Here is a 19,141-nt window from a genome sequence, read left to right on the forward strand (position 1 = left end):
AGATGAGGGGAGGATGCGGACGCACGCGTGCGGTGGGGGCGAATCACGCCCCCACCGCACGGATTCGTTGCTACTTGATTGCGGCCGCCCAGCGCTCCCCGAGGAGCGTGTTGGCGGCAGTGGTCTCGTCATCGGTCGGAGTGATCCAGTCTTCGCTGGTCGTGCCGAAGGTAGCGGCCTCGAGCAGAGACTCGTCGACCGATCCCGCCTCCTGCAGCGCGTCAGCGCGAACCGGCACAGCGTTCGCCTCGAGGTACAGGCCCTGCACCTCGTCCGAGAAGATCCACTCCTGCCACAAACGTGCCGCAGCGGGGTTCGGCGCATCCTTGTTGATCGCCTCGTTGTAGAACGAGACGTACGCCGGGCCCTCGAGCACGGTGGTCTCCCAGCTGGGCTTGTCAGCGGCAGCCGCGATGTTGTTGAACGACCAGTCGAAGACGAGGGGCGTCTCGCCCGAGGCGATGGTCGCAGGCGTCGGGTCGACGGTCAGCAGGTTGCCGGCTCCGCGCAGCTCGGTGATGAAGTCGATGCCGGGGCCGAAGTCGTCGACGCCGCCGCCGTTGAGCGCCGAGATCGAGCCGACCGCGGCGAACGCTGCGCCGGCCTGCGTCGGGTCGCCGTTGAGCACGACGGAACCCTTGTAGCCCGCGTCGAGCAGGTCTTCCAGCGCCTTCGGCTCCTCGAGCTTGTCAGCGTCGTAGCCGATCGACATGATGCCCGAGTAGTTGTTCACCCAGAGGCCGGTTGCCTCTTTGTTGCCCTCGGGGATCTCGTCCCAGGTCTCGACCTGGTACGGGGCGAACTTGTCGAGGTTGTCGAGTGCCACTGCGGTGCCGAGATCGAAGACGTCTGGCGCCGTGTCCTGGCCCTTCAGGTTCTCAGCGGCCTGAATCTCCTCGGCGCTCGACGCGTCGGGCGAAGCCGAGTTGACGGTGATGCCGTACTTGTCTTCGAAACCGGTGATGATCTTGCCGTAGTTGGCCCAGGTCTCTGGCAGGGCGATGACGTTGAGCTCGCCCTCCTCCTGAGCTGCGGCCACGAGTGCGTCCATGCCGCCGAAATCTTCGGCGCTGGTGGCGGTGGCCGCGTCGGTCGATGTGCTCGAGCCGCCCTCGGCATTGCTCGCCGTGGAGCAGGCTGCGAGCGAGCCGCCCATGAGCAGTGCGGTGATCACGGCGGCGGAGCGCAGAATAGCGCGAGAGGTCACGGGTGTTCCTTCCAACGTATGGGGTGCGGATCGCCGGGAGGCGCGTGCGGTCTCGCCCGTGAACGGGCGGCCGATCCGAGACCTTACGTTAGAAGTGCGCGGTGGCCGGAAAGGAGCTGCGCAGTGGCTGCTGGGTGAACGGTGCATGCACCCGACGCGGCGCTTGCGCGTCGCGAAACGTCAGTCGCTCGACAGCATGACGATCGAGCTCGTCGACGGCGTGGCCGCATTGGGGTCGAGGTAGACATCGGGCTCGATGTAGATGACGCGCGCGGCAGGCACGGCTTCGCGGACGCGCCGCTCAGCGAGATTGATGATGACCGAGACCTCATTCATCGTTCGCGTCGGCGCGATGTCGATCTTCGCGCCGACCATGAACTCGTCGGGGCCGAGATAGAGGGTCTTCATGTGGATGATGCGAATGATGTCCTGCGACTTGAGGAGCGCCGCCTCGATCTTGGCGACGTCGTCGTCGTTCGCGCCCTCGCCGACCAGCAGGCTCTTGACCTCGATGCCGAGCACGATGGCGACGGCCACGAGCAGCACGCCGATCGCGACGGTTGCGATGCCGTCGAAGAGCCCGTTGCCGGTGAGTACCGTGAGGCCGACGCCGATGAACGCGAACACCAGACCGAGCAGTGCGGCGAGGTCTTCGAGCAGCACGACGGGCAGCTCCGGCGCCTTGGATCGGCGGATGAACTGGAACCAGCTCGAAGTCCCCTTGTGCGGCCGGCTCTCGCGGATCGCGGTGCGCAGCGAGAAGCTCTCGAGCACGATGGCGATGAGGAGCACGGCGAGCGGGAGCCACCACACCTCGAGCGCGTGGGGGTGCTGAATCTTCGACACGCCCTCGTAGACGGAGAAGACGCCGCCGATCGAGAAGAGCACGATCGCGACGACGAAGGCGTAGACGTATCTGACGCGACCGTAGCCGAACGGGTGCTCCTTATCGGCCTTCTGCTGCGCTCGCTTGCCGCCGACGAGCAGCAGTACCTGGTTTCCCGAGTCGGCGAGCGAGTGCACGCCCTCTGCGAGCATCGAGGAGGATCCCGAGAACGCCCAAGCGATGAACTTCGTCACCGCGATTCCCAAATTGGCGAGCAATGCCGCGATGATCGCCTTGCTGCCGCCTGACGCGCTCATTCCAGATGCCTCCCATGATGGACCTCGAGTGTCCGAATTGCTGGCCCAAGTCTATGACGCACCTCGCGTCGGGGAGGTATGGAAACGGACAAGGTCGCCGCCCTCATTCTGTCGGAGGTGCTCCATACACTGGGGAGATGGACGATACGACTGCACCTTGCACCACTGCCCCTCTGCCTCGCACCGCGATGATCGGTGTCGGGTCGATGGGGGGCGCGATCCTCGCCGGGTTGCGCGCGCCCGAGGTCGATATCGAGCGCCCGATTGCGGTGACCACCCAGTCTGAGGCGAGCGCGCAGGCGTTTTTCGGCGCGGAAGATGTGACGGCCGCATCGTCGGAGCGTGACCCCGAGGCCAACAGGCGGGCGGTGCACGGCGCCGGGCTCGTCGTGCTCGGAGTGAAGCCCTGGATGATGCGCGACGTCGTGCGCGAGATCGCGGGCGATCTCGAACCGGGGGCCATCGTGGTCAGTGTCGCGGCGGGTGTTCCGAGTTCCGCGATCGAGGCCGAGCTGCCCGAGGGCGTTCCGGTGGTGCGGGCGATGCCGAACACGCCGTCGACCATCGGCCTCGGCGCGACGGGCATCGCGGGCGGCGCGTCTGCGACCTCGGAGCACGTCGCGCTCGTGCAGCGTCTGTTCGCCACGGTCGGTGAGGCGCTGATCGTGCGCGAAGACCAGATCAACGCGGTCGCCGCCGTGTCGGGATCGGGCCCGGCCTACCTGTTCCTGTACGCCGAGGAGATGACGGAGGCGGCGGTGCGCGCCGGGTTCGCTGAGGATCAGGCCCGCACGCTCGTCAAGCAGACGATCGTGGGCGCGGCGCAGCTCTGGGCGCACAGCGACGAGACCCCGGAGACCCTGCGCCGCAACGTGACGAGCCCCAAGGGCACGACGGAGCAGGCGGTGCTGGTGCTGCAGAACGGTGGCTGGCCCGACCTCTTCGATCGTGCGCTCGCCGCAAACGTGCGCCGCTCGGAGGAGATCGAGCGCGGCGAGTGAGCGCCTATCCGATCGCGGCGAAGCGCTCCACGTCTGCGGCGGTGCCGCTCACGATGATGAGGTCTTGCCGCGAAACGATCGTGTCCTGTGTCGCGTGCGTGAAGGGCTGGCCGGGAGTCTTCACGCCCACGACGGTCACCCGGTAGCGAGTGCGCACCCCGCTATCGCTGAGCGAACGGTTGCGAATGGATCGCGGCGGGTACATCTTCGCGATGACGTAATTGTCGTCGAACTGGATGAAGTCGAGCATGCTGCCGCTCAACAGGTGGGCGACGCGCTCGCCGGCCTCGCGCTCGGGGTAGATGACGTGGTGCACGCCGATCCGCTCGAGAATCTTGCCGTGCGACAGCGAGATCGCCTTCGCCCAGATCTGGGGCACGCCGAGGTCGACGAGGTTCGCCGCGATCAGCACGCTCGATTCGATCGAGGCGCCGGTTGCGACAACGGCGATCTGGAACTCGTCCGCGCCGATCTGCTTGAGCGCCTCCATGGACCGGGCGTCGGCCTGCACCGCGTGCGTGACGCGATCCGCCCATTTCTGCACCAGGCCGGGATCGGTGTCGACGACCAGCACTTCGCGATCCTGACGATCGAGCTGCCCAGCGGTCGCTGCGCCGAAGCGCCCGAGTCCGATGACGATCACGGGGGCGTCACTGCGAATATCAACCAACGATCGGCCTTTCTTCGGGGAGGCGGAACATGCGTGAACGGCTCGTCGCTGCGACGGCCGCCGCAAGCGTAACGGTTCCGACGCGGCCTGCCCACATGGTAGCGGCAAGAATGTATTTCCCGGGGTCATCGATCTCGGCAGACAGCCCCGTCGACAGCCCGCACGTGCCGAATGCGGAGATCACTTCGAAGAGCACGATGTCGAGCGGCTTTCCCGTGAGGTGCATGATGGCGACGGAGGCGGCGAGCACGATGGTGGCGCCCCAGATGAGCACGGAGACGGCGACGCGCAGCACCTCATTGGGGATGCGCCGATCGAACGCCTGCATGTCTTTGTACCCGCGCGCTTCGGCGTACGCGGCGAGAAACAGCACGGCGATGGTCGTCACCTTGATGCCACCGGCGGTCGACGCAGAGCCGCCGCCGACGAACATCAGCATGTCGATCACCAAGAGCGTGGAGCCCTGCATCTCGGTCGGGTCCATCACGCCGAGACCGCCCGAGCGGGTCATCACCGACATGTAGACGGAGCTGAACAGCGTGTCCCCGAGCCCTTGCGATCCGAGCGTGAGCGGATTGTTGAACTCGAGCCCCGCAATGGCTATCCACCCGAAGATCACGAAGATGAGCGTGGTCGTCAGCGTGAGCTTCGCGTGCAGCCCCAGGCGCTTGTGCGCCCGCCAACCGCCGCCCACCACATATCGGTAGAGCGCGAAGATCACCGGGAAGCCGATGCTTCCGAGAAAGACGCCGACGGCGAGCACGGTGAGCAGGTACATATCGGTCGCGAAGGGCTCGAGCCCGCCGGGCAGCGGCACAAAGCCCGTGTTCGTGAACGCCGAGGCAGCGAGGTAGAACCCGTTCCACAGGGCGGGCCAGAAGGTGTACCCCTCAGCGATGAGGCGGGGAGTGATGAAGGCCGTGAGCGCGAGTTCGATGACGACCAGGCTCGTAGCCACCGCCGCGAGCAGGCCGCCGATCTCTCCGAGCCCGACGGCCTGGCTCTCTGATACGTCGCGTCCCATGCGCATCGGATTCGTGTCGCCGGCCGCGAGGAGGCGCGAGCGCAGACCCAGCCGCCGTGTGACCGTGAGTCCGAGGATGCTCGCGAGGGTGAGGACTCCGATGCCGCCGATCTGCAGACCCGCGAGAATCAGCAGCTCCCCGAAGAACGACCAGTGCGTCGCCATGTCTACGGTCGCGAGACCCGTGACGCAGATGGCGGAGACCGCCGTGAAGAGCGCGTCGGCGAGCGGAGTGACTTCACGAGTGCTGCTGGCGATGGGCAGCGACAGGAGTGCCGTCCACACCAGGATCAACCCGGTGAACACCAGCAGTGCAACACGTGCAGGTGACGAGTGGATCAGGCTTCCGATCCACGACTTCAGCGAGAGCAGACCGGCGAACCGGACGCTCGCAGCGCGTGCCATCACGACTCCTGCTTTCGGGCGATAGTGAGAGTCGGCGCGTGCGACGTCGCCGACTCGATGCTGTCATGCTACACAGCCGCGGGTCTCTGCGCTCACTCCGGGAGCGGACGCCCGGCGCCGTGCACCGCGTGCGAGGACAGATCGTGCTCGCTCCGACTACTCTGGTGCTTATGCCAGATATCTTCGGGGTCATCGCCGATGCCACACGGCGCGACATTCTGCAGGCGTTGCTCGAGAAGCACGTGCAGAACGCCGAGATGAGCGTGTCTGAAATCGTGGGGCAGCTCGAGATCAGCCAGCCCACCGTGTCGAAGCACCTCAAGGTGCTGCGCGAGGCGGAACTCGTGGTCGTGCGCGAAGAGGGGCAGCACCGGTTCTACTCGCTCGACCCTGAGCCGCTCGAGATGATCGAAGACTTCGTGATCCCCTTCCTCTCCGCAGGATTCGAAACGGAGGTGACCGTGGAGTATCTGTCAGAGGACGGCGAGCGCGTGCACGGGCCGGGCGAGGACGACGAATTCGACGAGGTGCTGCCCGAAGAGGCGACGGCCGCTGCGGAGCGGATCGGTCGTGCGGCGGCGCGGGCTGAGCACCGGGTGAAAGAGCTCGTTGCGCGTTTCAAACTGCGCGGATAAGCGCTCCGATGTGATCGTCTGCACCACTCGGTTCGCATCTGCGGCCGACGCCAGGTAAGATCTATGTTTTATGGGCCCCGACTCCCAGCGGCCCGAGAGACGTTGTGAGGTTAATGTGGGTTCAGTAATCAAGAAGCGTCGTAAGCGCATGTCGAAGAAGAAGCACCGCAAATTGCTTCGTAAGACGCGTCACCAGCGTCGCAACAAGAAGTAATCGACGCCGTCGCGAGACGGCTGATCGGTGACAGGCGCCGACCCCGGGTTTCGGGATCGGCGCCTGTCTCATTCTCGGAGCGCCAGGGCTTCAGCCGCGCCGTAGACTCGGAGCATCATGTCTGCTGTACGTCTGACCCTCATCGGCAAGCCGGGCTGCCATCTCTGCGACGACGCCAGGCACGTCGTCGACGAGGTGCGCGAGCGGCTCGCCGCGGCCGGCGTCGCGACGAAGTTCGACGAGCTCGACATCACGCGTGATGCCGCCCTGGCCCGGGAGCACGCCGAGCACATTCCGGTGGTGCAGATCGACGGGCGGCGACATGCGATCTGGCGCGTTGATCCGGATCGCCTGGCCGCTGCCGTGACCAAGGCCGCCCGCAATCCGCTGCGTGCGCTGCGCCGCGGACAGGCCACGCTGTAGATCCCACTGTTCGTTCCCATACCGAGGAGTACTCATGGCACTGCGCCACATCGTCAGCTGGAAGTTCGCCGGAGAGACCCGCGAGGAGCGCGATGCGCAGGCCGCTCAGGCGGTTGCCGCGATCGAACCGCTGCGAGACCTGGTGCCGTCAGTGCGCGCGCTCTCGCTGCATCGCAACGAGCTCTTCGACGGCACGAACTTCGACCTGACGCTCATCGCCGACTTCGACGATGAGGCCGGTCTTGCCGAGTACGCGTCGCACCCCGAGCACCTGCCCGTGATCGATCTCGTGAAGGGGATCGCCACGGCCCGGGCGGCGAGCGACTTCACCGTCTGAGGTTGCGCGGGCGCGCGTGGACTACTGCGCGGCGTGCGCGGCCAGTCGAAAGAGCTCGGGCGGCGTCGCGCGCCCCATCGCGGCATCTGCGAGCACACGCCCGATCGCCGGCGTGAATTTGAACCCGTGCCCGGAGAACCCCGCTCCCACCGTGATCGGTCCCACGGTGTCGAGGATGAAACGCCCTGACGCGGTCGATGTGTACGTGCAGCTGATCTCGTTCGGGGTATCAGGATCGAGCCCGGGGAACCAGTCGGAGACGTAGCGGCGCAGTGTCTCGCGCTGCGCGTCGCGCGCGCGGAACGGGCGATCATCGGGGTCGACGACATCGCCGACCCTGTGGAAGCCGACCTTGACCCCCTCGCCGGGGCTTGGCATTCCGTACACCGGAGCGCCGAATTCGGCCTCCAGGTCGGACGGAAGCAGGTGATTGAACGACGGCCAGGCGAGCGAGGCGGATCGAGACGCGAAGTGCGCCGGGTGCTCCTCTGTCACAGTGAGTGGGGGCAGGTCGACCAGCCCGTCGAGCAGAGGCCTCGTCCAGGCGCCGGCGGTGATGGTCACGTGGTCGGCGGCGAGCTCGCGTTCGACGCCGCGGGATCCGCGGGTGGTCACGCGCACCCCTGACCCGTCTGCGCGGGGCTCGACGCGCAGCACCTGCTCGCAGCGCTCGACGATCGCCCCGCGAAGGATCGCCGCTGCTTCGAGCGCCCCGAGTGCCCGGGCGGCATGCACGATGCCGGCCTCCTCGCTGAACAGCGCGTCGTCCGTGAAGCGCATTCCAGCCCAGCGTCCACTCGCCTCGTCGGCGCTGAGCAGGGACACCGCAGCGCCACGCGCGACGAGCGCATCGTGCGCGGGAGCCACGACCGCAGGGTCACCGTGCGTCACGAGCCCGTGCAGCCCGAGCAGCTCCGTGCGCGACTCCGCTTCGAGCGCGCGCCACAGCGTCACCGCCTCATCGAAGAGTTCGAGATACGCCTCCTCGGCATAAGCGTTGTTGAGGTTGCGCGTCGAGCCGTGCGAGGCGCCCCGGGTGTGGTGCGTCTCGAAGCGCTCCAGCAGGCGAACGCTCGCACCGCGCGACGCGAGGTGCCAGGTGGTCGCGAGGCCCATGGCCCCACCGCCGATCACGATGTGGGTGGTGTGCGTGGTCACGCGGCCTCCTCGGCGGTACAGTGCACTCGTGCACGGGTTCGGGCGAGCATCGACTCGACCGCGGCATCGATCTCGCGGAGCACGGAGGATCGAGTCCCCGGGATCGGCGCGATGATCGTGAAGCGTCTGATAGCTTCGTGCAGTGGCCCGACCGAGTGCAGCCCCTCGGTCGGAGCACCTGAAGCGCCGACGAGCGCGCTATCGGCCTCGGTGATCTCCAAGGTGGCCGGTTCGCCGAGCGCCGCGCCCGCCCAGGTGCGCGCCAATCCGTCGGCGAGCAGACCGTCGAGCAGCGGGTCGCCCAGCCGCTCCGCGTCGGGAAGGTTCAGAAAGGCTTCGGCCACACGGTCGACATAGGAAAGAGGCTCTGCCGAGAGCGAGTGGTACACCGCACGACCCGCAGGGTCGGCGCGCATTGTGAAGCCCGGGCCAGCGAAGCGCACGACACCGGCGCGGTGCGCAGCGAGCAACTGCTCGACTCGGAAGAGCGGGGGGCCGCTGCCGATCAGCCCGGCGAGGAAGAGGTAGCGACGCAGGTCGTCAGTGCTCGCGGCGGCGGTGCCTCCGAAATCGGTGAGGGGGATGATCGAGGCGCGCGCGGCTTGGAACACGTGGAGCGCCCGCTTCCACGGGCTGCGCAACCCCAGGGCGGCTTCCGCGGCGTCATCCGCAATGCGTTCGGCGATCTCGTGATCCAGCGCTCCGGCATCGCGCGAGGCGAACGGAGCGAGCACGGCAGCCGCATCGAAGCGCCGAACGGCCGCGTCGAGCGATGCGTCCTCGAGTTCGCGCCAGTGCGCGGAGCCGGTCTCGTCGGGCGGAGCCTGCAGCGCGTCGAGCAGGGTGCGCGGGTCCGCCACGTAGGCGTCCGGGTGCAGCTCGGACAATGCGCGGTGGTACTCGGCTGCGGCATCTCGCTCGATGAGCGGAAGCACATCGACCGCGAAGTCGAGCGGGCGGTGACCGACGAGCTGCGGGATCGCGGCATGGAGGGCGGAGAGACGGGCACTTGGCGGCACCGCGCCGAAGTCCGGCTTCGCGAGGAACGGCAGGCCGCTGCGCGAGCCTGCGATGAGCGACGGCTCGCGTCCGCTCGCGCGGTACTCGAGGGCTCCGGGCCGTGTCGGTGCGCTCGCCGCAATGTACGCGCCGCCGCGTTCCTCGGTGACGAGGCTGAGCAGATCGGTGAATCCCATCCCCATGCCGTGCACGGCGACGCGGTCGCCCGGAGCGATCCGCTCGATGCGCTGATCGATCGGGTTCTCGGAGGGCACGTCGGTCGAAGCGCTCCCGCAATGCGTGCGGGGCACCCATCCCAGCGCGAGCAGCACGGTGTCGGCGATGATGGTCGTCGGCGCCACTGCGGACGGGGCGAGCGGGCTCGGGTCGAGCGCGATCCGGAAGACATCGGCTTCCGCTGCGATGCGTCTTGCTCTCGCCGCGTGCACCGTCAGCGTCACCTGCGGCGGCAGCGATTTCGCAAAGCGCCGATGCGCCCAACGGAGGTAGTGCCCGTACAGGGAGCGCGACGGGGTGCTCCAGGGAAGCGTCAGTGCCGCGGCCTCGTGCACCCACTCGGACTCGACGGCGATATCGCCGGCGGCGACTCCGACGCACCAGGACGCGAAGTCGGGGCCGGGAAACGGCGCGCTGAATGCGAGCGTCGCGTCGTCGAACACCGTCGAGTGCGCGGGCACGGTGTTCATCACGAGGGATCGCGGCTGTCCGTCGCGCCAGATTCTGCCCGATCCCGGCGGAAAGGGGTCGATGACGTGAATGTCGAGTGGATCCGCCGGTTGCGCCGCATTCACCCGTGCGGCGATGCGTCCCAGCGCTGCGGTACCGCGAACGCCGGCGCCGACGATCGCGATAGCGGGAGAGTGCATACTGCACGGTATCCCACTTCCCGCGGCGATCGGCAACTCGTGACCGAACCAAAGCTCACGTGATGTGTAACATTAGTTCATCTACGGAGTCGCATCGAAGCGCTCTGACACACTGAACGGGTTACCGGCGCCGGAACCCTGTACGCCGTTGTCGTAGGAAAGAGGAGAATTCGCCATGTCATCACGTCTTCGGAGGGTCGCCGCGCTCGGCGCCGTCGCCGCGCTCTCGCTCGGCCTGGCGGCGTGCTCCTCGAACGGGGGCGCGGGCGAAGACGAAGGTGCGTCAAGCGGTCCGATCAAGTTCGGTGTCGCGCTTCCCGACACGGGGAACTCGGCTCAGTACGGCGAGTACTTCCGCCAGGGGCTCGATCTCGCGCTCGAGCAGATCAACGACGACGGCGGCATCGACGGGCGCTCGGTCGAACTCGTGTACGAGGACACGCAGGCGGACCCGGCGCAGGCGCCGCAGGTGGCGCAGAAGTTCGTCGATGACGAGTCAATCCTCGCCGTGCTGGGCGACTTCGGCACCCCTGCCACTTCGGCCGCGAGCCAGATATATCAGGATTCCGGTCTCGTGCAGTTCGCGTTCTCCGCCTCGGGCCCCGATGTCACAGACCCAGGCGACTTCGTCTTCGCCACCTGGGTCTCCCAGGAGTTCGAGGCCCCGCGCCTCGCCGAGTTCGCGGGGGAGACGGGGAAGTCGGCCGCGGTCTTCTACCACGACACCGACTGGGGGCAGGAGACGTACGGCTTCTTCCAGGAGGGCGAGGAGCAGTCGGGACTCGAGGAGGTCTACTCGACCGCCTACGATCCCGAGAGCACCGACTTCCGCCCGCTTCTGCTGGCAGCGAAGGCGGCCAACCCCGAGGTCATCGTGCTGATCTCGTACGCCGCCGACGGTGCGCTGATCACGAGCCAGGCCCGCGAGCTTGGCATCGACACCCCGATCGTGGGAATCAGCTCGATCTACAATCAGCAGTTCATCGACCTCGCCGGTGAGGCTGCCGAGGGCGTGCAGACGCTCAGCTATTTCACGCCTGACAACGAGGATCCCGAGGTGCAGCAATTCATCGCCGACTTCGCGGATGCCACGGGCGAGGCCACCCCGAGCGACTACGCGATCCGCGCATACGACGCGCTGAACGCCGTGGCCCAGGGAGCAGAGCGCGCTGAGGAACTCACGCGTCAGGGTCTGCGGAACGCGCTTGACGACGGGCAGCCGTTCAACTCGGTGCTCTACGGCGAGTACAGCCTCGACGACACACGTCGGGTGAGTGATGCCGAGCAGTTCCCGCTCGTCATCACTGACGGTGCCTTCACCATCCAGTAAGCCCCTCACACCTCGGAGCGGCGTCCTCGCGGGCGTCGCTCCCGCATGTCCGGAGATCTCTTGGATATTCTGCTCGCCGGCCTCGTCTCAGGAAGCACCTACGCGCTCATCGCAGTCGGCGTTTCGCTCGTATTCGGGGTTTCGAACATCGTCAACTTCGCCCACGGTGCGGTCTTCGCGGTCGGGGCGATGATCGCGTGGTGGCTGACCGGACCGATGGCCCTGCCCATCTGGGTCGCCGCTCCTTCGGTCATCGTGATTACCGGCTTGCTCGGCTGGGCCATATATTTGGTGGCGGTGCGGCCGCTGCGGAAGGCCCCTGGCATCGCCGTGCTGCTCGCGACCTTCGCGATCGGCGTGATCCTCGACAACCTCTCGCTGCGTTTCTTCGGCGGTCAGACCCGGCGGCTCGAGAGCGCATTCCCGCGCGACAACTTCGAACTGCTCGGTTTCCGCTTCGGCACGCTTTCCATCGTGATCATCGGTGTCAGCGTCGTCTGCGTCGCAGCCCTGGTCTGGCTGCTCGGCTACACGAAGACCGGCCGTGCGATCAGGGCGACCTCGCAGGATCAGGAAGCGGCGCAGCAGATGGGTATTCCCGTGGAGCGCATCCAGGCGCTCTCGTTCGTCATCGCCTCTGCGCTCGGCGGCCTCGCGGGAGTGCTCGTCGGCATGTACACCTCGAACGTGTCGCCCGCGATCGGCTTCCTCGCCGGTCTGCAGGGGTTCGCTGCTGCGACGATCGGCGGCCTGGGATCCATTGCGGGTGCCATCGTCGGCGGTCTCGTGCTCGGAATCGCCGAGGCGTTCGGCGTCTCGCTCTGGGGCGACTCGGTGCGCCAGCTCATCACGTTCGGATCGCTCCTCCTCGTGCTCTGGATCCGTCCTGGCGGGCTGCTCGGCCGTGTTCCCAGTATCACCAGCGAGCCGATGACGGGCACCTTCTTCGGAGCGGGTAAGCCGCTGCGACTTCCGTCATGGGCGGGTGTCGCGGCCGCCGCGGTGCTTGCCGTGCTTCCGCTCGTCGCCAGCGATTACTTCTTGCGGGCGGGCAGTCAAGTCTGGATTTACGCGTTGTTCGCGCTCTCCATCACGCTCGCCGGCGGCTTCGCCGGGCAGATCGTGCTGGGCCAGGCAGGCGCGCTCGCAATCGGCGCATACACGTCGGCGATCCTCGTGACGCAATTCGAGTGGGACTTCTGGCTCAGCTTTCTGGCGGCAGGAGCTGCGGCGTGCGTGCTGCAGGTGATGCTCACGGCGCCGACGTGGCGGCTCAAGGGGCACTACGTCTCGATGGCGACCCTCGCCGCCGGTGCGGTCGTCTCGGCGCTCGCGTTGAACCTGCCGCAGATCACGGGGGGATCACGCGGGATCTCGTCGATCCCGCGACCCACGCTCTTCGGTGAGAGTCTCGGCAGCGCTTCCGCCATGTACTGGGTGACGCTTGCGATCCTGCTCGTCGCCGTGGTTGTCGTGGCGCGACTCGGATCCTCGCGACTCGGACGCGTCTGGGCCGCTGTGCGCGAGGACGAGGTGGCCGCGGCGTCGGCCGGGCTGCATCCCGCCTCCTACAAGTCGCTCGCCTTCGGCCTGGGGGCAGTGATCGCCGGCTTCGCCGGTGCGCTGTATGCGGCCCAGGTCACATTCATCGAGCCCAAGCAGTTCGACGTCTCGCTGTCGGTTCTCGCCGTGACAATCGCCATCCTCGGCGGATTGCGCGCGCCGGTTGGGGTTATCATCGGGGCCGCGATCCTCGTGGGTGTGCCAGAGCTCTTCCGCCCGCTCGCGGACTGGCGTCTGCTGCTCTACGGCGTGCTCCTCCTCGGGCTCGTCCTGCTGCGTCCGCAGGGCCTGTGGTCGCACGTGGGATGGCTCCAGCGCGCAACCCAGCGGGTCGCCGGCCGACGAGGCGGTGGCGGCGGCACCGCCTCGGGATCCCAGCGTAAGGTCGACAGCACCGCGGGCGAGGAGACGCGCGCATGACTACGCCACTCCTCGGAGTCACGGGAATCACCAAGCGCTTCGGCGGCCTGACCGTCGTCAACGGCGTCAGTTTCGATGTCGCGCCGGGCGAGGTGCTCTCGATCATCGGTCCGAACGGGTCTGGAAAGACGAGCACGCTCAACATCGTGAGCGGCGTGCTCGCCTCGGACGCGGGTTCGGTGACCCTTGACGGGGTGCCGATCACCGGCCGAAAACCGCACCAGATCGCGCGGCTCGGGCTCACCAGAACGTTCCAGAACGGCCGGGTGATCGGCAATCTGACCGTGCACGATAACGTGCTGGTGGGGCTCGACGGGTTGGGGCAGCAGGAGTCGAAGCTGCGCGAGATTCCTGGTCTCCGTTGGCTGCCGCTGCTGGGCGAAGCGCTTGGTGCGCTCTTCGCGCCCCGGAAGGGCGTCGAGCAGGCCGAAACCGCCGTCACGCGTCAGCTCGAGCGCTTCGGCGAGCGACTCGCGCCGCGCCGCGACCAGTACGCATTCACTCTTTCCTACGCGAACCGCCGGCGCACCGAGATCGCTCGCGCGCTCGTCGCCGATCCGCGCGTGCTCGTGCTCGATGAGCCCACCGCGGGGATGAACCAGACCGAGACCGCCGAGGTGCTGAAACAGCTGCTCCAACTCAAGCAGCAGGGACAGACGATGCTCCTCGTGGAGCACAAGCTCGACCTCGTGATGACCCTCTCCGATCGCATCATCGTGCTCGACGAAGGCCGGATCATCGCCGAGGGCACCCCCGCCGAGGTGCGCACCGATCCCAGAGTGATCGAGGCCTACCTCGGCACGGCATTCGTCAAGGAGCACACCCATGAGTGAACTCGTCTTCGAATCGGTCACCGTCTCGTACGGAACGAGCCCCGCGCTGATCGACATCGACCTGCGCATCGGCGACGGCGAAGTCGTCTCGCTGCTGGGCGGCAATGCCTCTGGCAAGTCGACGACGATGAAGACCGCCCTCGGACTCAAGCGACCCGACAGCGGCCGCATCATCTGGAACGGCGAAGACATCTCGCAGTGGTCGACCGCACGCCGTGTGCGGGCAGGCATCGCCTCGGTGCCGGAGGCGCGGCGCGTCTTCGCCGACATGACCGTCGAAGACAACCTGCTCAGCGGGGCGCACACGCGACGCGACCGCGGCGTCAAGCAGACGCTCGCCGAGGTGTACGACTTCTTCCCGCGCCTCAGGGAGCGCCGGTCGCAGCGCGCCGGGAGCATGTCGGGCGGCGAGCAGCAGATGCTCGCCTTCGGCCGAGCGATCATGAGCCGTCCGCTGCTGATCTGCATGGACGAGCCGACGATGGGGCTCGCGCCCATCATCGTGGAGCAGGTGCTCGAGCGCATCTCCGAGCTGAACCGCGAACTGGGCGTGTCCGTGCTGATGGTGGAGCAGAACGCCGAGTTGGCGCTCTCGATCGCCTCCCGGGGCTACGTGCTGCGCACCGGAGAGATCGCCCTCGCCGGATCGGCGGCGGAACTTGCCGCAGACCCCGCGATCCAGGAGGCCTACCTGGGGCGCGGGATGCATGAAGAAGGGAATGCTGTATGACGCGACCGGACACGCTCAGTGCGCTTGCCGGGCTCGATGCTGAGGCTGCGGCGCGGCTGCAGGGGCGCCGCCCCGAGGCGACCGATGCGGCCGAGGCGAGCCTGCACGCACTCTTCGATGTCGGCGACGACGATGAGGCGGCCGGCCTGCCGCGCTACTTGCGCCTGCTGTTCGCCGCCCGCGCGGCTCGAGTCGATGGCGCGCACGAGCTCGCAGAGTTCTACCTCGAGCTCATCGATGAGGAACGGGATGGCGAGGCCGGTACTTTCAGTATCGACGACGCACACGCCCTCGTTATCGGCGGCGTCGAGAGTGCCGCCGGTCGGCCGAGTCCACGCCGGATCCGTGCAGCGCTGCGGCACGTCGACCTGCTCGTGCAGCGCCCCGCCGCGGCGACGTCGGACGATCTCGACGCGCTGTCGACAGCGGGGTGGAGTGTCACGGAGACGGTCGTGCTCTCGCAGATCGTCTCGTTCGTCACCTACCAGACCCGCGTCGTCGCCGGTCTCCGAGTGCTGCAGGAGGCTCGCGCATGAGCAGTCACTACACCATGGAGGAGCGCGCTTGGCACGCCTGGATCGCGGCTGCCGGGCCCGATACCGCGAGCGAGCGGCAACGCGAGGCCTACGAGACGAGCGTCTGGCCGAACTCGCCGTACTTTCGTTTGCTCGCCTGGCACCCCGACTCCCTCTCGGCTCGAACGCAACTCGATCGAGCGATTTTCCTCACGCGGGATGGGCTGCCGCGCGGCGACCGGGAACTGGCGGCAACCGTGGCCTCGCGGGTAAACGGCTGCGAACTCTGTGCGAGCGTGCACGCGCGATTCACGGCGGCCTTCTCGAAAGACGAGGCCACCGTGCTGCGGCTTCTTCAGGAGGGGCCGGAGGCAGAATTCTCGGGCAGGATCGGTGCGATTGTCGACGCTGCTGCAGCTTTGACGCAGAGCCCGAGTGCGTTCGGAGCACATCATGTGCACGCGCTCCGCGCCGCCGGTCTCAGCGACGCGGATATCTTGGACGTGGTCCAGGCGACGGCATTCTTCGCGTGGGCGAACCGGCTCATGTTGAGTCTCGGTGCCCCCGCCGCTCCCGGAGCCGCCGATGCGGATGCGCTCGGGGACCAGCGCGCGAACGACGCGATCGCCGCGAGGAGTTGACCCTCTTCGCCAATCGCGAGCGAACGGTGGTGCTGCCCGTTCACAGGCGCGCGATCTCTTGTCGGGGTCGCACCGCGATGTCGGTGAGCTGCACGTCGGCGGGTGCATCGACGACGAAGCGCACGGTGCGCGCGACCGACTCCGGTCGGATGTAGCGCTCCGGCGTGTAGTCGTCCGCGGCGATTCCGGCCCGCAGCATGTCGGTGTCCGTCTGGCCGGGTGCGATGGTGACGACGCGCACCCGGTGCGGTTCTTCGTCGATGCGCAGTACGTCGGCAACCCCGCGCAGTGCGTGCTTGGTCGCGGTGTACACGGCGCTGCCCGGTACGGCGCGCGTGCCTGCACCGGAACCGATGAACACGACCGTCGCCGTCGCGGCGCGCAGCAGGGGGAGCGCGGCGCGCGTGATCAGCGCTGGTCCGGTCACGTTCACCTCGAAATGATGCTGCCACGCGGCGTCGTCGGCAGACTCCACGGAGAGATGGTCGCCGATCGCCGCAGCGTGCACGAGCACGTCGAGCCGGTCGAGCTCGGCGATCCTGCGCGAGAATTCTTCGTGGTCGGTGACGTCGAGCTGCCACCCGGTCGCACCGGTCTCCGCGACAACCGCGTCGAGACGCTCGGCGTTGCGCCCGACGGCGATGACGCGATGGGTGCGGGCGAGGTCGCGAACGATCTCGCGCCCCATCCCGCCCGAAGCGCCCGTGACGAGGGCGACGGGGCGTGCGTTCGCATGCTGATCAGACACGGTGGGCTCCTTCAAGTGGTCGGGGATGCGCGGGGGAGTCGGGGGCCGCACCGCGGCTCGGCGGGAGCCCGGATCGGGCCTGTCGGGCCACTGCGATGAGACTGCGCGCCACGCGATCGGTTTCGCGCAGCATCGGGGGATCGGTTCCCGGCATCGGGCTGATCACCGTGTCATGGAGCGCCGCGTCGACCGGGATGCCGGCGATGTGCACCGCGTCGTCGAGCGAGCCGTCGGCGTGAACGAGCAGCCCGGTCGCCGGATCGATGTCGAAGGCGCCGGTCTCACGGGGCTCGCCGGATCGCGCGCTGATGCGGAACGGCCGCGCTCGCCCGGCTTCGACCAGGCCGAGCGCGAGCGAGTCGGAGCTGTCGGCGAGGCGATGGAAGTGCATCCAGGAATCGATGAGTGTCGCAGCGGTCACTTGCGAATCGGTCACGCACGGCGACGCGGCCGTGAACCCTGCGTCGGAGATGGCGACGCGGGCCCTCGGGCCGATGAAGCGCACGAATCCGGCCTCGGCGAGCGCCAGCAGCTGGCGGTTGCGGAACGCGGGCGGTCCCGATCCTGCCATGCCGCCGACGGCCATGAGCATCGCGAATCCCGAGGCCCTCGATTCGGCGTCGAAGCCTCCGAGCGAACCCACGCGGTTGGCGACCCCCCGCGCAGAGCTCACCGACCAGAGCCCCGCCTTCCATGCGCTGTCGCGACCGAGTGCGGCCTCATCGAGGTCGTGGGACACGCGTCCCATCACCCAGGCGTCGAACGCTTCCGCGCTGTCGAAGACGTGCTGCACCGGGCGCATCTCGCCGAGCAGATCGAGTCGATCGGCGGCATCCGCGATGAACGGCGCCACCACGTCTGCCACGTTCCGGGCGACCGCTTCGAGCGCATCTGCGTCAGCGGCGTCGCGATCCGAGACGGGGTTCGCGACGGGAGCGGCGGCGAGATGCGGCTGGATTGCGGCGGTGATTGCCGACTCGACGTCATCGGCAGTGGCTGTCGTCGCGCTCGGTCGCACGCGTTGCAGTGTGCGGTAGTGGTCGAAGTGCGCATCGGCGACGATGCGCGGCCAGAACTCGCGGTCGAAGTCGATGGGCCGGGGTGCCGTCGTCCAGTCGACACCGGTGAGAAAGCGCTGCTCGGGTCGCGGCGGCAGCGAACCGTAGAGCGTCTTCGCGCGGAAGGGCACGCCCCGCCCCGAGGTCACGTGCAACACGGGCTCGCGCCCCGAGGGCTCGTAGCGCAGCCCGCCGCGCGCCCGCGTGTCAGTGACGAACTCGCCGCCCCGCCCGAGCGTGAGCAGCGCCATGGTGTCGAAGAACCCCATGCCCATGCCGCGCACAATGACGTGCTCGCCCGATCCCACTCCGCTCAGATTCTGCTCGACGGGGCTGGCCGGGCGCACCCACGAGAGGTCGGGGCGCTCGGCGAGCGCGGCCGTGAACTCGCGTTCTTCGGCGGTCTCGACGCTCGGCATCCATCCGGTCGCGAGCACGACGGCGTCCGCGTCGATCGGCCCTCCGTCTCGCAGCTCGATCCGCTGCCGCCCGGTCTGGGTCGGTGCAACGCCCACCGCTCGATCACGGTGCCGCACGATGCGCGCCCCGGCGGGCAGCTCAGCGATGGCTCGCTCGAGGCACCACTGCAGATACTCGCCGTAGAGAGCCCGGCTCGGGTGGGACTCGGGGCGGAACGCCTCGAGTTCGCTGCGGTACTCGTCGGCGAACCCGGGCCGGATCGGGTGGGCCTCGACGGCCGCAGCGTGCGATGCCGGGATTGCCGCGATCGCGTCGGTGAGCGCGGCCGGTGGTGCGCTCGAAGTCGGTGGGCTTGACGTCGATGCGCTCGACGTCGCTGTTGCGAGTGCCAGCAATCCCCACTCGAAGAGCGTGGGCCCGACGCGAACCGGGCCCGCGACCGAGCTGCCGGGTTCGGTGAATAGCGTGACGGCATCGGCGAGCGTGTTCATGCAGAGCTCGCGGGTCTGGTCGGTGCGCCAGATGCGCCCTGCGCCGAAGGTGGTCTCCTCGACGAGGTGCAGCTCGAGACCCGGTGTGTCGTCGGCACGGGTGCCGCCGCTGGTCTCGCTCAGGTGAGCCCCGATGCGCTCGACGAGCGATGTGCCGCGCGGGCCGATGCCGATGATGGCGATCGTCGGGACTGGGCTCATAGTTCCGTTATACGCCGCCCGAGCTGCTGCTGTCTGATCGGATGACCGTTTGTGACGTGAGGAGTTCATGAAGTTCTGTGACACCGAA

General features: G+C 67.8%; 19 protein-coding genes. 11 read left to right on the forward strand and 8 right to left on the reverse strand.

Translation table 11 applies throughout. The annotated features are described in order from the left end of the window. Nucleotides 1–70: 70 nt before the first annotated feature. The gene (locus tag AB0O71_RS09170) at nucleotides 71–1,207 is read right to left on the reverse strand and encodes an ABC transporter substrate-binding protein (RefSeq protein ID WP_363744495.1); all 1,137 of its coding nucleotides are present in this window, start codon (nucleotides 1,205–1,207) and stop codon (nucleotides 71–73) included. 180 nt (nucleotides 1,208–1,387) lie between these two features. Beyond that, the gene (locus AB0O71_RS09175) at nucleotides 1,388–2,350 is read right to left on the reverse strand and encodes a cation diffusion facilitator family transporter (RefSeq protein ID WP_363744498.1); all 963 of its coding nucleotides are present in this window, start codon (nucleotides 2,348–2,350) and stop codon (nucleotides 1,388–1,390) included. 137 nt (nucleotides 2,351–2,487) lie between these two features. Here AB0O71_RS09175 and proC point away from each other — a divergent pair, with 137 nt between their 5' ends. Continuing rightward, the gene (gene proC / locus AB0O71_RS09180; protein ID WP_363744500.1) at nucleotides 2,488–3,351 is read left to right on the forward strand and encodes a pyrroline-5-carboxylate reductase; all 864 of its coding nucleotides are present in this window, start codon (nucleotides 2,488–2,490) and stop codon (nucleotides 3,349–3,351) included. Between the two features lie 4 nt (nucleotides 3,352–3,355). On the opposite strand, the gene AB0O71_RS09185 is transcribed toward proC, so the two are convergent. Both AB0O71_RS09185 and AB0O71_RS09190 read right to left on the reverse strand, forming a co-directional pair. Continuing rightward, on the reverse strand, nucleotides 3,356–4,021 hold the full coding sequence (locus AB0O71_RS09185) for a TrkA family potassium uptake protein (protein WP_363744502.1): 666 nt from the start codon (nucleotides 4,019–4,021) through the stop codon (nucleotides 3,356–3,358). Further along, nucleotides 4,014–5,387: a potassium transporter TrkG gene (locus AB0O71_RS09190; RefSeq protein WP_363744632.1), complete on the reverse strand. Its 1,374-nt coding sequence runs from the start codon at nucleotides 5,385–5,387 to the stop codon at nucleotides 4,014–4,016. Before AB0O71_RS09190 ends, AB0O71_RS09185 begins: the two co-directional genes overlap by 8 nt. Nucleotides 5,388–5,620: 233 nt before the next feature. Here AB0O71_RS09190 and AB0O71_RS09195 point away from each other — a divergent pair, with 233 nt between their 5' ends. The 4 genes from AB0O71_RS09195 to AB0O71_RS09210 all read left to right on the forward strand — a co-directional run bounded on the left by AB0O71_RS09195 (nucleotide 5,621) and on the right by AB0O71_RS09210 (nucleotide 7,059). Next, nucleotides 5,621–6,085 (forward strand): metalloregulator ArsR/SmtB family transcription factor, encoded by a 465-nt coding sequence (locus AB0O71_RS09195; protein ID WP_363744504.1) that lies wholly within the window; start codon nucleotides 5,621–5,623, stop codon nucleotides 6,083–6,085. Nucleotides 6,086–6,200: 115 nt separating this feature from the next. Then, on the forward strand, nucleotides 6,201–6,299 hold the full coding sequence (locus AB0O71_RS09200; RefSeq protein ID WP_005504750.1) for an AURKAIP1/COX24 domain-containing protein: 99 nt from the start codon (nucleotides 6,201–6,203) through the stop codon (nucleotides 6,297–6,299). 117 nt (nucleotides 6,300–6,416) lie between these two features. Beyond that, complete coding sequence (locus tag AB0O71_RS09205) at nucleotides 6,417–6,722, forward strand: glutaredoxin family protein (RefSeq protein WP_363744507.1); 306 nt, start codon at nucleotides 6,417–6,419, stop codon at nucleotides 6,720–6,722. Nucleotides 6,723–6,756: 34 nt separating this feature from the next. Then, nucleotides 6,757–7,059: a Dabb family protein gene (locus AB0O71_RS09210; protein ID WP_363744509.1), complete on the forward strand. Its 303-nt coding sequence runs from the start codon at nucleotides 6,757–6,759 to the stop codon at nucleotides 7,057–7,059. Nucleotides 7,060–7,080: 21 nt separating this feature from the next. Here AB0O71_RS09210 and AB0O71_RS09215 read toward each other — a convergent pair whose 3' ends face one another. Next, nucleotides 7,081–8,217, reverse strand: coding sequence for an FAD-dependent oxidoreductase (locus AB0O71_RS09215; protein WP_363744511.1), 1,137 nt, complete (start codon nucleotides 8,215–8,217; stop codon nucleotides 7,081–7,083). Then, a complete protein-coding gene (locus tag AB0O71_RS09220; protein WP_363744513.1) occupies nucleotides 8,214–10,103 on the reverse strand; it encodes an FAD/NAD(P)-binding protein in 1,890 nt (629 codons plus the stop codon). The genes AB0O71_RS09215 and AB0O71_RS09220 overlap by 4 nt, the downstream gene beginning before the upstream one ends. A gap of 175 nt (nucleotides 10,104–10,278) precedes the next feature. Between AB0O71_RS09220 and AB0O71_RS09225 the strand changes: the two genes are divergently transcribed. From AB0O71_RS09225 to AB0O71_RS09250, 6 genes are read left to right on the forward strand one after another with little or no spacing between them, the layout of a single operon-like run. Continuing rightward, nucleotides 10,279–11,433: an ABC transporter substrate-binding protein gene (locus AB0O71_RS09225; protein WP_363744515.1), complete on the forward strand. Its 1,155-nt coding sequence runs from the start codon at nucleotides 10,279–10,281 to the stop codon at nucleotides 11,431–11,433. Nucleotides 11,434–11,478: 45 nt separating this feature from the next. Further along, nucleotides 11,479–13,416, forward strand: coding sequence for an ABC transporter permease (locus tag AB0O71_RS09230; RefSeq protein WP_363744517.1), 1,938 nt, complete (start codon nucleotides 11,479–11,481; stop codon nucleotides 13,414–13,416). Continuing rightward, nucleotides 13,413–14,249 (forward strand): ABC transporter ATP-binding protein, encoded by an 837-nt coding sequence (locus AB0O71_RS09235; protein ID WP_363744519.1) that lies wholly within the window; start codon nucleotides 13,413–13,415, stop codon nucleotides 14,247–14,249. The genes AB0O71_RS09230 and AB0O71_RS09235 overlap by 4 nt, the downstream gene beginning before the upstream one ends. After that, complete coding sequence (locus AB0O71_RS09240) at nucleotides 14,242–14,979, forward strand: ABC transporter ATP-binding protein (RefSeq protein ID WP_363744521.1); 738 nt, start codon at nucleotides 14,242–14,244, stop codon at nucleotides 14,977–14,979. The genes AB0O71_RS09235 and AB0O71_RS09240 overlap by 8 nt, the downstream gene beginning before the upstream one ends. Further along, nucleotides 14,976–15,515, forward strand: a complete 540-nt coding sequence (locus AB0O71_RS09245) for a CMD domain protein (RefSeq protein ID WP_363744524.1) — start codon at nucleotides 14,976–14,978, stop codon at nucleotides 15,513–15,515. The genes AB0O71_RS09240 and AB0O71_RS09245 overlap by 4 nt, the downstream gene beginning before the upstream one ends. Next, nucleotides 15,512–16,135 (forward strand): peroxidase-related enzyme, encoded by a 624-nt coding sequence (locus tag AB0O71_RS09250; RefSeq protein WP_363744526.1) that lies wholly within the window; start codon nucleotides 15,512–15,514, stop codon nucleotides 16,133–16,135. The genes AB0O71_RS09245 and AB0O71_RS09250 overlap by 4 nt, the downstream gene beginning before the upstream one ends. Nucleotides 16,136–16,175: 40 nt before the next feature. Here the strand turns inward: AB0O71_RS09250 and AB0O71_RS09255 are convergent, their stop codons facing one another. Both AB0O71_RS09255 and AB0O71_RS09260 read right to left on the reverse strand, forming a co-directional pair. After that, nucleotides 16,176–16,883, reverse strand: a complete 708-nt coding sequence (locus AB0O71_RS09255; RefSeq protein ID WP_363744528.1) for an SDR family oxidoreductase — start codon at nucleotides 16,881–16,883, stop codon at nucleotides 16,176–16,178. Further along, nucleotides 16,876–19,053 carry an FAD/NAD(P)-binding protein gene (locus AB0O71_RS09260; protein ID WP_363744530.1) on the reverse strand — a complete coding sequence of 726 codons (2,178 nt, stop codon included), beginning with the start codon at nucleotides 19,051–19,053 and terminating at the stop codon, nucleotides 16,876–16,878. Before AB0O71_RS09260 ends, AB0O71_RS09255 begins: the two co-directional genes overlap by 8 nt. Nucleotides 19,054–19,141 lie beyond the last annotated feature (88 nt).

The sequence above is a fragment of the Leucobacter sp. NPDC077196 genome, from assembly GCF_040687075.1.
GTDB lineage: Bacteria > Actinomycetota > Actinomycetes > Actinomycetales > Microbacteriaceae > Leucobacter.

Excerpts from the sequence above, each read along its gene's own strand:
- AB0O71_RS09260 (WP_363744530.1), bottom strand. The coding sequence starts at position 19,053 with ATGAGCCCAGTCCCGACGATCGCCATCATCGGCATCGGCCCGCGCGGC.
- AB0O71_RS09210 (WP_363744509.1), top strand. The coding sequence starts at position 6,757 with ATGGCACTGCGCCACATCGTCAGCTGGAAGTTCGCCGGAGAGACCCGC.
- AB0O71_RS09225 (WP_363744515.1), top strand. The coding sequence starts at position 10,279 with ATGTCATCACGTCTTCGGAGGGTCGCCGCGCTCGGCGCCGTCGCCGCG.
- AB0O71_RS09220 (WP_363744513.1), bottom strand. The coding sequence starts at position 10,103 with ATGCACTCTCCCGCTATCGCGATCGTCGGCGCCGGCGTTCGCGGTACC.
- AB0O71_RS09205 (WP_363744507.1), top strand. The coding sequence starts at position 6,417 with ATGTCTGCTGTACGTCTGACCCTCATCGGCAAGCCGGGCTGCCATCTC.
- AB0O71_RS09245 (WP_363744524.1), top strand. The coding sequence starts at position 14,976 with ATGACGCGACCGGACACGCTCAGTGCGCTTGCCGGGCTCGATGCTGAG.
- AB0O71_RS09230 (WP_363744517.1), top strand. The coding sequence starts at position 11,479 with ATGTCCGGAGATCTCTTGGATATTCTGCTCGCCGGCCTCGTCTCAGGA.
- AB0O71_RS09235 (WP_363744519.1), top strand. The coding sequence starts at position 13,413 with ATGACTACGCCACTCCTCGGAGTCACGGGAATCACCAAGCGCTTCGGC.
- AB0O71_RS09250 (WP_363744526.1), top strand. The coding sequence starts at position 15,512 with ATGAGCAGTCACTACACCATGGAGGAGCGCGCTTGGCACGCCTGGATC.
- AB0O71_RS09175 (WP_363744498.1), bottom strand. The coding sequence starts at position 2,350 with ATGAGCGCGTCAGGCGGCAGCAAGGCGATCATCGCGGCATTGCTCGCC.
- proC (WP_363744500.1), top strand. The coding sequence starts at position 2,488 with ATGGACGATACGACTGCACCTTGCACCACTGCCCCTCTGCCTCGCACC.
- AB0O71_RS09240 (WP_363744521.1), top strand. The coding sequence starts at position 14,242 with ATGAGTGAACTCGTCTTCGAATCGGTCACCGTCTCGTACGGAACGAGC.
- AB0O71_RS09195 (WP_363744504.1), top strand. The coding sequence starts at position 5,621 with ATGCCAGATATCTTCGGGGTCATCGCCGATGCCACACGGCGCGACATT.